Below are 12,207 nucleotides of genomic sequence, written 5' to 3' on the forward strand. Positions count from 1 at the left end.
GTTCAGCGGTAGCCGATGATGTCGAGGGTGGCGTCGCCGATTTCCTCGTTGTTCTGGCAAACGACCAAGATCGATGCGGGGACAGGGAGGAGTGTCGGCTGAGTCGCTTTGGGGCGGCAGGTGGCCTCGATGGGGACGGCGGTGGGGGAAGTCGGATTTCGGCGGGGCCAGCGCGAAAGCCGTAGTGAGGTGTCGTATTCCAGCGCGATGATCTCCTCGGCGAGGACATGGACAGCACCGCTGTTCGGGCTACTCGGCGACATCTCGGGAACTCGGGTGCGCGAGGTGCCGTCGTAGGTGGCCAGGTCGACATGGCTCTGGCGGGTCGTCGGGTCGAAGAGCCCGACGAGAAGGTCCGATCCGTCGGCGGCTGCGGCGAAGGGTGAACCCGAGGTCCGGAGTGGGGAGGTGGCGAGCTGGTCCGGTTTTTCGACGAGCATGTATGCGGGGTTGTCGGGAGTCCAGAAGTCGATGAGCGTCATGTTCTGTAGCAGCGTCAATGTGGGCTTGTTCGAGGGCGAGGCGGGGTAGTCGCGGTGGCCGATCACACCTCCCGTTGCGGTGTCGATCGCGATAACGCGCCATATCGAGCCGCCGCAGCGGAGCACTCGATAGACGGCATCGGCGGTGACGCGGGTACCGACATCGCTGGAGCGGCAACCGGATTCGGCTACGGGTGTCACCCATCGGCGGGCTGCGGTGCGGGCGTCGTATCCCTTGACAGCGGTGTCGGTTGCCACGATCAAGGTGTCCGACGCGGGGGCCTCGAGGAGGCGCGCTGGGCTGTCGTGGTCGTCCGAGGTGAAATCCGTGTGGTCGTCCGAGGTCCACAGGATCTGGCCCGTGACGGCGTCGAAAGTGATGCGTCGGGTGCCGCTTCGACCCGTCCAGCGGGTCGTAACGATGGCACCGTCGGCGGCCGTGATGGCCGATCCGCGGTCGTATATCAATGTGCGGGTTCCGGATTGGGGTCTGCGCAGGTAGTGCCAGCGTGGTTCGCCGGTTGCGCCGTCGAAGGCCCGGAGGCCGTCGACGCCGATGACGAGGAAACCGGTGCCCGCCGCGATGACTTCACGTCCGGTCGCCTCGGGCCGGTTGTTCAGTGGCGGAAGCTGCAGTCGAAATGCTTCGGTGCCGAATCTGTCGGCTGCCGCCGGCACCGGGGTGGGGGCGGCGGTGCTGTGGTCGACGTTGAGCCTGTCGTCGCCGGCACGCACGGCGACCACGCTCACCGCAGCGGCGATCGCCAGCCCCGTCGCCATGGCCGCCGTCGAGGTGCCCCGGCGAAGTGTTCTTGCTACACCCATGTGAAAGGCGAGAGGCAGCACCAGGATTGAGCCGATCGCGACCAGTGCGAGCGCGCCGACCGAGGTGGTGAGTTGCTCGAAATACGGCATCTCGGTTCGCAGGGTGGTGTAGCTGCTCGGTAGGTGCTCGTTCCAGGACATCACGCCAAGGAAGCCGAGTACCAGTGCGACGGTTGCGGTGGCGCCGAGTTCCCATCGGTGATGAGTGCTCCACAAGTCGGCCTGTCGTGAGCGGCCGGCGAACCATGCCGCGACGGCGATGGCCAGTACCAGCCCACCGGCCACGGCGGCGGCTCCTGCGACGTGGCCGGCTTGCGCGTACGTGTCCCTCACCGCGACCGGCGCCGTGCCGAATCGGCTGAAGAGGCCGAGAGCAGTTCCGCCGGTCAGGAGGCCGGCACCGACAGCTCCCACCAGCGCTTTGTACCGTGCCGAGCGTCCTAGGTCGCGCGTAAGAGTCGGCAACGACGGGGACGGCCCCGTGCTCACTGCTGTTTCCGTGTCCCCCACGAAACCCCTCCTGACCGGCGCACTGGTGGCAGCTCGGCCTCGTTCAGCATATTCGGCGCGTCTATTGCCCGCCCGACAGCAGGTCGGCGAACTCGTTCTGCCCGCATTCTTTCGCCTGCACCGCGAGCAGCTGCCGCAACCGGACCGGAAGCTCGGTTCGTATCTCGCACAAGCCTTTCCACACCGACGAGTCCGTCGGAGTGAACGTGGCGACGAGGGCTTCGATGTCGCCGAACTCGTCGAGGAGGGTGAGGGACCGTGAGCGGGACGCGACGTCTTGGCGCAGGGCGATCTTCACCAAGGTTGTGGTGCAGTCGGCGGCCGGGGCGGCGGCCATCGCGGCGACGAAGCTGTCGTCGGGAAGGGTGCTGATCGCCGTGGCGAGAGTGTCGTGGGTGGATTCCGGGAGGATGTCGAGCAGCGGAAGGGCTTCGGGCCACAGGTTGTGGGTGGCGGCGGTCGCGACGGCGGTGGTGAGGGTGTCGGGCTGGTGCACGACAGGCAGCGAGGCGAAGCGTTGGCGTCCCTCGGGCTCGAGGGCGAGGGCTACGGGGAAGAGGGTTTCCCAGTGGTCGCGGGCCTGTTCGATGAGGGTGGTGAGGACATCGTCGGGTTCGGTGGAAATCCGGGCGGCGACGGGCTGGAGTTGCGTGGGGGCGAGGTGTTCGGCGAGGGGGAGGAGGTCGAGCCAGAGGTTGTGGGTGAGGGCCAGGTCGGCGATCTTCGTGAGGACGGTGGGGTCCTGCATCAGCGGACGGGCGGCCAGTCGTTGCAGGCCGGCGGTTTTCATTCCCGCGGCGACGGGGAGGAGGGTGTCCCAGGCATCCAGGGCGGTGACGGCGGCGAGGAGGCCGTCGAGGATTTCGACGTCCTGAGCGGCGACTTCGTCGGCCAGGTGCGAGCGTTGGGTGGGGCCGAGGGTGTCGAGCAGGGCGATGGCCTCGGGCCAGTGGCCCTCGGCGTTGGTGGCGTGGATGAGGCCGGGGAGGCGGTCGGTGATGAGCGACAGGAGGCGGTCGGCGGCGCTGGGGTCTTCGAGGTGGTAGCCGACGTGTAGGAGATCGATGTCGGCGGCGTGGGGCAGGGCTACGCGCAGGACGTCGTCGGGGACCGAGGTGGCTAGGCGGCCCATGGTGAGATAGTCGCGGCGGCTGAGTAATTCGCGGGCGACGTCGGCGGCCATGCGGTCGGGGATCTCGGCGATCACCTCGGCGGCGCGGCGGGGGTCGAGCGTGACGGCGACGTCGGCGAGGAATGTGGGCGACAGGGCGCTGGCGATGGCGACGGCGCGGGCCGGGTCGACGGAACCGGCGATGGCGGCGGCGAGGACCGGACCGAACGCGGCTTCGGTGATCTTGGCGGCGAGGGTCGGCGGCACCAATTTCGCTGCGGCGGCAGTCTTTTGCATGCGCCGGGCCTCGCGGGCCGAGACCTGGTCGCTGATCTGTTCGCGGAAGGCGCGCAGGGCGGACGGGGGCAGCGCGGCGAGGAATTCGAGGTCGGCGGCGGGGCGGTCGAGCGCTGCGGACAGGCGGGCGATCTCGGCGGCGGTGTGGTGGGACGCGGTCATAGTCCGAGCACCTTCTTCACGGCGGGGCGGGCGAGGCGGGGGATGAGACGCATGCCGGAGTCGAGAGCGTCGTCGAGGGCGGCTTTGCGCTGGTCGAGGGCGGCCTGGACATAGGTGTTCAGGGTGGCGAGCTCGTCGGGCGTGAGGGTGGCGAACTCGGATGGGGGTGGGGTGCCGAGCGTGGTGGTGAGCTGGTGCAGGGCGTCCGGCACAGGCCGTCTCCATTCGATGCGGTACGGATGTCGGTGCGGGTGACGATACTGGGGGTGGGAACAGATCGGCATTTGTGAAAGATTCGAAAATGATTCGCGCAGTGTGAAATTCGGCGGATCTCCGGTGAAGGATGTGCGACTGCTTGCCTCTGAGACCGATTGCGCCGGTCATGGAGAATGCGGATCGAGCTGGACGGAAGGCTGTCCGCATGACTGGGCAGGGGAGTCGCAGCGGCCTTTCGCGGCACGAAACCGGTGCAACGGTGATGTGCCGACAAGTCCTCTGATCGAGATCGCAGCGTGATGGTTGCGCGATCGTCCGGCATGCGGGATGCTTTTCCGACCGCACGTCATGCGTGCGGCGTGACATTTCCGCGACCATTTCGTAATGTAGCGGTGACCTTGTCCTCTACGAGTAGCTGGTGATCGACATCGTGCGTGGTCAACATCGCAAACCGGCGCCGCCGCGTGGGCGCGCTCAGCTTGCCGTGTGGAGTGTCGCTGCGACAGTCCCGGCCATGCTGTGGATGACGATCCGGCCGGGACCTGCGGTCCAGGAGGCAGCCGCGGTCGAACCGCAGACCACCTCGACGGTCGACCCCGATCCGATCGCCGCCGCAGCCGCGTTCGTGGAACCCGAGCCGGCACCGGTGTCCGCCCATGACGAATCGGCGACGCTGTCGCTGATCCATGCCACCACCCCGTGTGACACCGAGTGGAAGGGCGTGCAGCCGCACGTGGCGCAGGTGAGCCACCTGCTGCAGAAGATGTTCGGTATCAGCGATATCGGCGGGGCGCACGGCCGCTACGACGGTGACCACGGAGCCGGGCTCGCGCTCGACGTGATGACCAGCGGCGGCGTCGGCGATGCGATCGCCGAATTCGTGCTGGCCAACAAGGAGCGCTTCGGCGTCACCTACGTGATCTGGAAGCAGCGCTACAACGACGGCGGCGGCTGGTCGTTCATGGAAGACCGTGGCAGCCCCACCCAGAATCACTACGACCACGTGCACATCTCGTTCGAATCTTCGGGCGCCACGAATATTTCCTGCTGAAATCGGTTGCTACCAGCGGTTTCGCGGAATTCCATCGCCGTGGAATCGTGCCGTATCGGCCGAACCGGGCGACAGGGGCGTGCTGAATCGACCATGATCGATAGATGGCCCCCAACAGCGCGAAATTCTTGTTCAGCAACGGCACCGACGACCGGGTGTCGCTTTTCGACGACGGGCGTGTGAAGGTCTGGTCGACCACTCATCTCTGGTCCGAAATGGGCCGCGAACGGCACAACGCGCTGGGCGAGACGGTACTGCTCGGCATCGGGCGCACACTCGACGTGCCGGGACCGGTGGACCGGCGTCAGACCTGTGATGCCGAATTCGCCCTGACACCCGAGCTCGGACACACGGTCGCCGCGACCGTGGCGGCCGACAACGGCACGTTCGTACAGTTCTTTCATGACGGGACCATCGCGGTCGGCAACGACGGGCGCGATGTGGCGACGGTGTTCAACGCGGGCCGTGAAGCGTCCTCCGAGCGAGGCGTGAACGGGGTCGGCGGGTCGGTGATGGTGACCTTCGGTGGCAGCTATCGGCCGAAGACGGTGCGTGAGAGCGACTACCAGGTCGAGCTCAGCGAAGCGACGGCTCCCCGGCCGAACCGGCTGTACAAGGACGAGTTCCTCGTGAAATAGCCCCGAATCGCCCCTGCGCTCGTACGGTGTAAACGGCAGGGGTTCGGCAGAAGGATTCGTGGCATGGGACGGTTGACAGGCAAGGTCGCGGTGATCAGCGGCGGTGCGCGGGGCATGGGCGCCGCGCACGCGCGCCGGTTCGTCGACGAGGGCGCGTCGGTGGTGATCGGCGACGTGCTCGACGACGAAGGTGCCGCTCTCGCAACAGAACTCGGTGTGCGGTATCAGCACCTCGATGTCCGCGAGCCGGAGCAGTGGCAGGCGGTGGTGCGCACGGCGGTCGAAGAGTTCGGCGGGCTGCATGTGCTGGTGAACAACGCCGGGATCGTCAACGGCAACCTGCTCGTCGACTTCGCGCTCGAGGAATGGCAGCGCATCATCGACATCAACCTCACCGGCACGTTCCTCGGCATGCAGGCGGCGGTTCCCGCAATGACCGGCGGCGGGTCGATCGTCAATATTTCCTCGGTCGAGGGGATGCGGGGAAGCCCTGGGCTGCACGGGTATACGGCGACGAAGTTCGCGGTCCGTGGACTCACCAAGTCGGCGGCCCTGGAACTCGCGCCGCAGGGGATCCGCGTCAACTCAGTCCATCCGGGTCTCATCAGCACCCCGATGACCGAGGGAATTCCGGCCGACTTCCTGCAGATTCCGCTGGCTCGCGCGGCCCAGCCCGACGAGGTGTCGGCGCTGGTCGCCTACCTGGCCTCCGACGAGTCCTCGTATTCGACGGGCGCGGAGTTCGTGGTCGACGGTGGACTCACCGTCGGCGTGCCGCACAAGAGCTTCTGACATCGGTCTGTTTGCCGTCGGTGAGAGCTCTGCGCCGTGCCAGGATCTGGATTAGGTTGCTTCTTCAGATGGTAGGCCGAATGCGTAGGGGGAGTTGCCTTGTCGAGTGAGCAGCAGCCGACCGGCGGTGGGCAGACGCACCTGTGGACGATTGTCGGCAGCGTGGCGGGAGTGCTCGGGGTGGTGGCTACGGTGCTCGTCGGGGTGGCACAGTGTTCGACGGATTCCGGGGAGGGTGGAACGGGGCAGGTATCGACGGTGACGGTGCAGGCTTCGACTGTTGCACCGACGACCGTCGCGCCTACCACTGTTCAGGCCACCACGAGCGTGCCGTCCTCGGGTACGTCCGCGAACCCCGGTGCGCTGCCGACGGAATCGCCGAGCAAGACGACGCTGCATTTCGGTCCGTACGGCAATGAGCGCGTGTGCCAGAGCGAGCTCGACAAGGTGTTGCTCGGGTCAGCGAATTTCATCACGCGCGGTTGCCATGAGGGCAACTACGAGCGCGGGCCCGGGTGGTATTTCGACTACAACTGATGGGGTGCCGTCGGTGGTGATGGCACCCCGGGGGATCAGCCGTAGTGGCAGATGTAGTGCATGGTGTCGACGACCTCGATGTCGAACGAGCTGTCGCCGGGGACCTTGAACGACTCGCCCGCGCGGTAGGTGATCGGGGTGGAGTCGCCGGCCAGGGTCACCTTCGCCTCGCCCGCGACCAGTTCCATGATCTCCGGGGCGCTGGTGGTGAAGGTCAGGCTGGACGGCTGGATGACACCCACCGACTTCGAGGTGCCGTCGGGCAGCTCGAGGCTGTAGCTGACACATTTGCCGTCGAAGTACACATTGGCCTTCTTGCTGACGGAGACGTTCTCGAACTTCGACATGGGTCCTTCCGGGGGATGAGGGGACCCTTAGTCTAGGTCAGCTGCCGTAGCGGGCCAGGACCGAGCTGGCTTCCTGGGAGGCGGTGCCTTCCTGGGCCAGGTGGGTCATGGCTTCGGGGATTTCGCGGCCGTGGTGGGTCATGGCCTGGGCGTAGAGGCGGCCGGCTCGGTAGGAGGAGCGGACGAGGGGGCCTGCCATGACGCCTGCGAAGCCGAGTTGTTCGGCGACCTTGGAGTGTTCGACGAATTCCTCGGGCTTCACCCAGCGGTCCACAGGGTGGTGGCGCGGGGACGGGCGCAGGTACTGGGTGATGGTGAGGATGTCGCAGCCGGCTTCGTGCAGGTCGCGCATGGCCTCGGTGACCTCTTCGGGGGTTTCGCCCATGCCGAGGATGAGGTTGGACTTGGTGACCAGGCCTGCCTCGCGGGCCGCGGTGATCACCGCGAGAGAGCGCTCGTAGCGGAAGGCGGGGCGGATGCGCTTGAAGATGCGCGGCACCGTTTCCAGGTTGTGAGCGAGTACCTCCGGGCGGGTGGAGAACACCTCGGCGAGCTGGTCGGGGTCGGCGTTGAAGTCGGGGATCAGCAGCTCGACACCGGTGCCGGGGTTGAGGGCCTTGATGGCGCGCACGGTTTCGGCGTAGAGCCAGGCGCCGCCGTCGTCGAGATCGTCGCGGGCCACACCGGTGATGGTGGAGTAGCGCAGGCCCATGGCCTGCACGCTTTCGGCGACGCGGCGGGGTTCGTCGCGGTCCAGCGCCGCGGGCTTGCCGGTGTCGATCTGGCAGAAGTCACAGCGGCGGGTGCACTGTTCGCCACCGATGAGGAAGGTGGCCTCGCGGTCTTCCCAGCATTCGAAGATGTTGGGGCAGCCCGCTTCCTCGCAGACGGTGTGCAGCCCTTCGCGTTTCACCAGGCCCTTGAGCTCGCTGTACTCGGGGCCCATGGTGGCGCGGGTGCGAATCCACTTGGGTTTGCGTTCGATCGGCGTTTCCGCGTTGCGCGCCTCGATGCGCAGCAGCTTGCGTCCGGCGGGGGCAGAGGCGTCTACGGAGCTCACTGCACCGACTCTACGCTCGGGGCCCGCTCGGGCGCGGGGGCGGTGGTGCGATCGATGTCATGCGGGCGGACGGGAATTTCTCCGTCGAGCGCGGCAACAATCGCGGTGGCGACGAGCGGCTTCAGTTCGGCGACGGTGACCTCGCGGCTCAGCTCTCGGGTGAGGGTGGTGACACCCGCGTCCTTGATGCCGCAGGGCACGATGGCCTGGAAACCGTCGAGGGCGGAGTTGCAGTTGAGCGAGATGCCGTGCAGGGCGACGCCGCGTTGCACGCGCACCCCGATCGCGGCGATCTTGCGTTCGGCGAAGTAGTCGGTGGCGGGCAACCACACTCCCGACCGGCCCTCGACCCGTCCGCAGGTGATGCCGAGACCCGAGATCACGTCGATCAGTGCTTCTTCGAGACGACGCACGTACTGCACCACATCGACCGGTTCGGCCAGCCGGATGATCGGGTAGCCGACGAGCTGCCCGGGTCCGTGCCAGGTGATCTTGCCGCCCCGGTCGACCTGCACCACCGGGCTGCCGTCGATGGGCAGATCGTCGGCCTCGGTGCGGCGGCCGGCGGTGTAGACCGACGGGTGCTCCAGCAGTAGCAGCCGGTCGGTGCCCTCGCCTGCGGCGCGTTCGTCGGCGATCTGCCGTTGCAGCTCCCAGGCGGCGTGGTAGTCGATGAGTCCGAGATCCTCGACCACGATCGGGGTCGTATCGAATCGGGCGGACGCGGAGGGGCGCGTGTCGTTCACGATCCTGACGTTACGCCCGGCGACCGACGACGCCAACGGATGGTCGGGCCGCCGTGTCGTACGGTTGCCGAGAGGACGCGGGGTCACATGCCCGCGACGTCGACCAGCGGTGCGGGATAGGTGGAGCCGGGCAGGTCCGCGCGCCACGGGCGGTGGATGGTGCCGCCCGGCAGGTGGGCGAGTTCGGGGAGATGGCGGCGGACGTAGGTGCCGTCGGGGTCGTGACGGTCGGCCTGGCGGAGGGGGTTGAGGACGCGGTTGGGGCGCGTGTCGGTTCCGGTGCCCGCGGCCCACTGCCAGTTGAGCTGGTTGTTGGCCAGATCGGCGTCGACGAGCCAGTGCAGGAAATGGGCGGCGCCGATCCGCCAGTCCAGGCGCAGGGTCTTCGTGAAGAACGACGCGGTGATGAGGCGGGCGCGGCCGGGCATCCAGCCGTCGGTGACGAGCTGACGCATCGCCGCGTCGATGATCGGGTAACCGGTGCGACCCTCCTTCCAGGCGGTGACCGCCTGGGGGTCTCGGCGCACGGCGAACGGGCCGGGGCGAAGGCTGGTGGACGCGGTGTCGGGGCGAGCGGCGAGCAGCTGATGGTGGAAGTCGCGCCACGCGAGCTGGCGGGCGAAGGCATGACCGCCGTCGGTGGACAGGTCTGTGCGGTGCACGACCTCTACCGGGGACAGGCAGCCGAAGTGCAGGTATGGCGACAGGTGCGAGGTGGCATCGGCGGCGAGGTCGTCGTTGCGGTCGGCGTAGTCGTCGATCGGGCCCGCCAGCCACTTGTTCAAGAGCGCGCGGGCGGTGGTCTCACCGCCGGTCGGGCAGTTCGGGGAGGGTTGTCCGGGGGACAGCTCGGCGACGGAAGGTATTGCCGCACTGGCGACGTCGGGTACGGCGAGCTCGCGGGGGCTGTCTAGTGGACGGCGTCGATGGGTGTCTACCCAGCGGCGGAAGTATGGGGTGAACACGGCGTAGTAGTCGCGGCCGGTGGCCGGTGCCAGGGCCGACGGGTCGACGGCGGTGATCACGGCCGAGTGTGGGCGCACGGTGCAGTTCGACAGCGCGTCGCGCAGGGCGTCTTCGCGTCGGGTAGCGAAGGCGCTGACGTCCTGGGCGATGTGCACCGACTTCGCGCCGGTTTCCGCGACAGCCCGCGCGACCTCGGTGGCGACGTGACCACGGCGCACGACGAGGCGGCCGCCGATGTCGCGCAAGCCCGCGTCGAGTTCGGTCAGTGCGCTCGCGAGGAAAGCCGCCCAGTTGGGTGGACAGCGGTCGGGCACGATTTCGTCGTCGACGACGAACAGTGGCACGACGGTGTCGGCCGACCGGCGGGCGGCGTCGAGGACGGGGTTGTCGGCCAGGCGCAGGTCGCGTGTGAACAGGGCGATCGAGACGGTCATCGGGTGCACAGCGGGGCGATGTCGTCGCGCCCGCCGGTGGTCGGAGTGGTCAAGTACAGGCAGGTGTTCTGGCCTGCCGCCTCGATCGCGGTGTGGATGTCGTCCCAGGCGGCGGCGTCGAGGGTGGGTGTGCGGGACAGGACGAAACCGGACAGGCGGCTCGGCGAGGTGACCAGCGCCCACGAGTACTCCGGGCCGAGCGCGGTGACGATGTAGTTGGTTTGTCCGTCCTGGCCGGGTACGCCGGGGAAGGAGACGTTCAGCTGGGCGTTCGTGGCGGGGTCGGTGACGGTGGCGGTGCCACGGATCTCGTCGATGCCGCCCGACCAGGTGTGGCAGCGGTTGTGCACGGCGACATCGCCTTGCTCGTCCAGCGAGTAGGTGGCGGTCGTGTCACGCGCGCACGCGAGGTTGAACGGCTGGGGTACGGCGGCCAGCTGGTGCCAGACGCCGAGGTACCGGTCCAGGTCGAGGGACGGAACGGGAGTCGGGGGCGCCGCGGCCGCCGTGGCCGAGGACAAGGCGGTGACCGCAAGGGCGACGAAGGCGGTCGCCGCCGAACGGCGGAACGCGGACGTTAGGGCGATACGCACAAGGACTCCTCGAGATCGTCGGTACCGACAGCGTACCAAGAAACGATGCATAAATGATTCATGAGGCGGAGGCGGGTTGCTTCAACAGTCGGACGACTTCGGCCGTATCGACGCCCGGCGATGCCGCTTTCTGGGTGCGTGCGAGAGGTCTGCTGGCAGCGAAGGGGGCGCGCGTTCAGTGAGCGACGGCTTCACAGGACGGCGTCGAGCCACGTCGGTAAGGCGGGATGATCGGGTTATCGGCAAGAATGGAGCGATGTCCGCCGGTTCAGCCCCTGTCTCCGATGCGGCCGGTTACACGGTGCGCGCCGTGGCGGACCGGCTCGGCATTCCGACTGCCACTCTGCGCAGCTGGAACCGGCGCTACGACATCGGTCCCGCACAGGATCGCCCTGGCAAGCACCGCCTCTACACCGAAGCCGACATCGCCGCGCTCGAACGCATGCTCGCGCTGATTCGTGACGGCGCGAGCCCGGCCGGTGCCGCCGCCACTGTGCGCGGCATCGCTGTGCTGCCCGGCGACCGATTGCCGCTGCTCGAGGCCGCCTTCGCGCTCGACTCGGGCCGGGTGATCGCTCTGCTCGAGGCGAACGTGCGCGCGGTCGGCATCGTGGAAACCTGGGATGGGCTGTGCAGACCCGCCTTCGCCGATGTCGTGGCGCGCCAGAGCAGCGGAGAAGGCTGCATCGACGTCGAACACCTGCTGTCGTGGTGCATCACGTCGGTCATGCAGCGCACCCAGGCCCCGCACGCCCGCACCGATCACACCATCCTGCTGGCCTGCACGGGTGGCGAAACCCATTCGCTCCCTCTCGAAGTGCTGCGTGCAGCACTGGCGGAACAGGGGGTAGGCGCGCGGATGCTCGGGGCGGATGTGCCGACCGTCGCCCTCGCCGACGCACTGGCCCGCACGAGCGGACCGACCTCTGTTCTGCTCTGGTCGCAACGGGAATCCACCGCGTTGAGCTCGGCAGTTGTGGCCGCCCTGGCCGCAGGGGCACGCGTGTTCGTCGGCGGACCGGGCTGGCAGGACGTGCTGCTGCCCGCCGAGGTGCAGCGCGTCGAGGGGCTGGCCGAAGCGGTCGCCGTTCTCCGCTGACCAGCACGTCGCTGGACGGAGTGATCAAGGGAGCCGGTCGAATCGGGTGCCGAGACGAAGCCGCCGGTCAATATGGCTGGAGCCCAGCAATTTTCGGCCAGGAGGGCGTGCACCCCGCACGACCGGACGCATCAGAGCGGGGGCGCAGCACCTTCTCGCGGACGCGATTACGGGATGTGGTGGGCGTCCTCAGTGCGCAGTCGCCCGCCAAGCGCTGTCGCGGGCCGGCGCGACCGCACGGCTGGTCTGGGTCAGCGGCCGAGCAGGTGGCGCAGGGTTTGTTCGAGGTCGGGGGTGCGGAAGGGGTGGGTGGCGGCTGCCTCTTAGACACATCTGACGCT

The 12,207-nt window shown here is 67.9% G+C and carries 13 protein-coding genes; 5 read left to right on the plus strand and 8 right to left on the minus strand.

What is annotated here, in order from left to right; genetic code table 11:
- Positions 1–2: 2 nt before the first annotated feature.
- The 3 genes from HYG95_RS18435 to HYG95_RS18445 form a co-directional block, all read right to left on the minus strand.
- Complete coding sequence (locus tag HYG95_RS18435) at positions 3–1,721, minus strand: PQQ-binding-like beta-propeller repeat protein (protein WP_181699372.1); 1,719 nt, start codon at positions 1,719–1,721, stop codon at positions 3–5.
- A gap of 157 nt (positions 1,722–1,878) precedes the next feature.
- Entirely contained in the window at positions 1,879–3,387 is a 1,509-nt protein-coding gene (locus HYG95_RS18440) for a hypothetical protein (RefSeq protein ID WP_181699374.1), read from the minus strand.
- The gene (locus HYG95_RS18445) at positions 3,384–3,599 is read right to left on the minus strand and encodes a hypothetical protein (protein ID WP_181699376.1); all 216 of its coding nucleotides are present in this window, start codon (positions 3,597–3,599) and stop codon (positions 3,384–3,386) included. Before HYG95_RS18445 ends, HYG95_RS18440 begins: the two co-directional genes overlap by 4 nt.
- Positions 3,600–4,117: 518 nt before the next feature.
- Here HYG95_RS18445 and HYG95_RS18450 point away from each other — a divergent pair.
- The 4 genes from HYG95_RS18450 to HYG95_RS25050 all read left to right on the plus strand — a co-directional run bounded on the left by HYG95_RS18450 (position 4,118) and on the right by HYG95_RS25050 (position 6,621).
- Positions 4,118–4,654, plus strand: a complete 537-nt coding sequence (locus HYG95_RS18450) for a hypothetical protein (RefSeq protein ID WP_181699378.1) — start codon at positions 4,118–4,120, stop codon at positions 4,652–4,654.
- A gap of 104 nt (positions 4,655–4,758) precedes the next feature.
- Positions 4,759–5,292 carry a hypothetical protein gene (locus HYG95_RS18455; RefSeq protein ID WP_181699380.1) on the plus strand — a complete coding sequence of 178 codons (534 nt, stop codon included), beginning with the start codon at positions 4,759–4,761 and terminating at the stop codon, positions 5,290–5,292.
- A 63-nt stretch (positions 5,293–5,355) separates the two neighbouring features.
- Positions 5,356–6,084 carry an SDR family oxidoreductase gene (locus HYG95_RS18460; protein ID WP_181699382.1) on the plus strand — a complete coding sequence of 243 codons (729 nt, stop codon included), beginning with the start codon at positions 5,356–5,358 and terminating at the stop codon, positions 6,082–6,084.
- Between the two features lie 99 nt (positions 6,085–6,183).
- Positions 6,184–6,621, plus strand: a complete 438-nt coding sequence (locus tag HYG95_RS25050; protein ID WP_181699384.1) for a hypothetical protein — start codon at positions 6,184–6,186, stop codon at positions 6,619–6,621.
- Positions 6,622–6,656: 35 nt separating this feature from the next.
- Here HYG95_RS25050 and HYG95_RS18470 read toward each other — a convergent pair whose 3' ends face one another.
- From HYG95_RS18470 to HYG95_RS18490, 5 genes are all read right to left on the minus strand, one after another.
- A complete protein-coding gene (locus tag HYG95_RS18470; protein ID WP_067496065.1) occupies positions 6,657–6,968 on the minus strand; it encodes a pyrimidine/purine nucleoside phosphorylase in 312 nt (103 codons plus the stop codon).
- 37 nt (positions 6,969–7,005) lie between these two features.
- Entirely contained in the window at positions 7,006–8,028 is a 1,023-nt protein-coding gene (lipA, locus tag HYG95_RS18475) for a lipoyl synthase (RefSeq protein ID WP_181699387.1), read from the minus strand.
- A complete protein-coding gene (lipB, locus tag HYG95_RS18480) occupies positions 8,025–8,774 on the minus strand; it encodes a lipoyl(octanoyl) transferase LipB (protein WP_181699389.1) in 750 nt (249 codons plus the stop codon). The genes lipA and lipB overlap by 4 nt, the downstream gene beginning before the upstream one ends.
- Before the next feature lie 83 nt (positions 8,775–8,857).
- The gene (locus tag HYG95_RS18485) at positions 8,858–10,174 is read right to left on the minus strand and encodes a deoxyribodipyrimidine photo-lyase (protein ID WP_181699391.1); all 1,317 of its coding nucleotides are present in this window, start codon (positions 10,172–10,174) and stop codon (positions 8,858–8,860) included.
- Positions 10,171–10,767 (minus strand): lipocalin family protein, encoded by a 597-nt coding sequence (locus tag HYG95_RS18490; RefSeq protein WP_225282196.1) that lies wholly within the window; start codon positions 10,765–10,767, stop codon positions 10,171–10,173. The genes HYG95_RS18485 and HYG95_RS18490 overlap by 4 nt, the downstream gene beginning before the upstream one ends.
- A 256-nt stretch (positions 10,768–11,023) precedes the next feature.
- Here HYG95_RS18490 and HYG95_RS18495 point away from each other — a divergent pair, with 256 nt between their 5' ends.
- The gene (locus tag HYG95_RS18495) at positions 11,024–11,866 is read left to right on the plus strand and encodes a MerR family transcriptional regulator (RefSeq protein WP_181699395.1); all 843 of its coding nucleotides are present in this window, start codon (positions 11,024–11,026) and stop codon (positions 11,864–11,866) included.
- Positions 11,867–12,207 lie beyond the last annotated feature (341 nt).

Source organism: Nocardia sp. GTS18, from assembly GCF_013839555.1.
GTDB classification, from domain to species: domain Bacteria; phylum Actinomycetota; class Actinomycetes; order Mycobacteriales; family Mycobacteriaceae; genus Nocardia; species Nocardia rosealba.

What these genes read in the sequence shown, in the direction of transcription:
- HYG95_RS18440 (WP_181699374.1), bottom strand. Translation starts at nt 3,387, where the DNA reads ATGACCGCGTCCCACCACACCGCCGCCGAGATCGCCCGCCTGTCCGCA.
- HYG95_RS18450 (WP_181699378.1), top strand. Translation starts at nt 4,118, where the DNA reads ATGCTGTGGATGACGATCCGGCCGGGACCTGCGGTCCAGGAGGCAGCC.
- HYG95_RS18455 (WP_181699380.1), top strand. Translation starts at nt 4,759, where the DNA reads ATGGCCCCCAACAGCGCGAAATTCTTGTTCAGCAACGGCACCGACGAC.
- HYG95_RS18460 (WP_181699382.1), top strand. Translation starts at nt 5,356, where the DNA reads ATGGGACGGTTGACAGGCAAGGTCGCGGTGATCAGCGGCGGTGCGCGG.
- HYG95_RS18470 (WP_067496065.1), bottom strand. Translation starts at nt 6,968, where the DNA reads ATGTCGAAGTTCGAGAACGTCTCCGTCAGCAAGAAGGCCAATGTGTAC.
- HYG95_RS18485 (WP_181699391.1), bottom strand. Translation starts at nt 10,174, where the DNA reads ATGACCGTCTCGATCGCCCTGTTCACACGCGACCTGCGCCTGGCCGAC.
- HYG95_RS18495 (WP_181699395.1), top strand. Translation starts at nt 11,024, where the DNA reads ATGTCCGCCGGTTCAGCCCCTGTCTCCGATGCGGCCGGTTACACGGTG.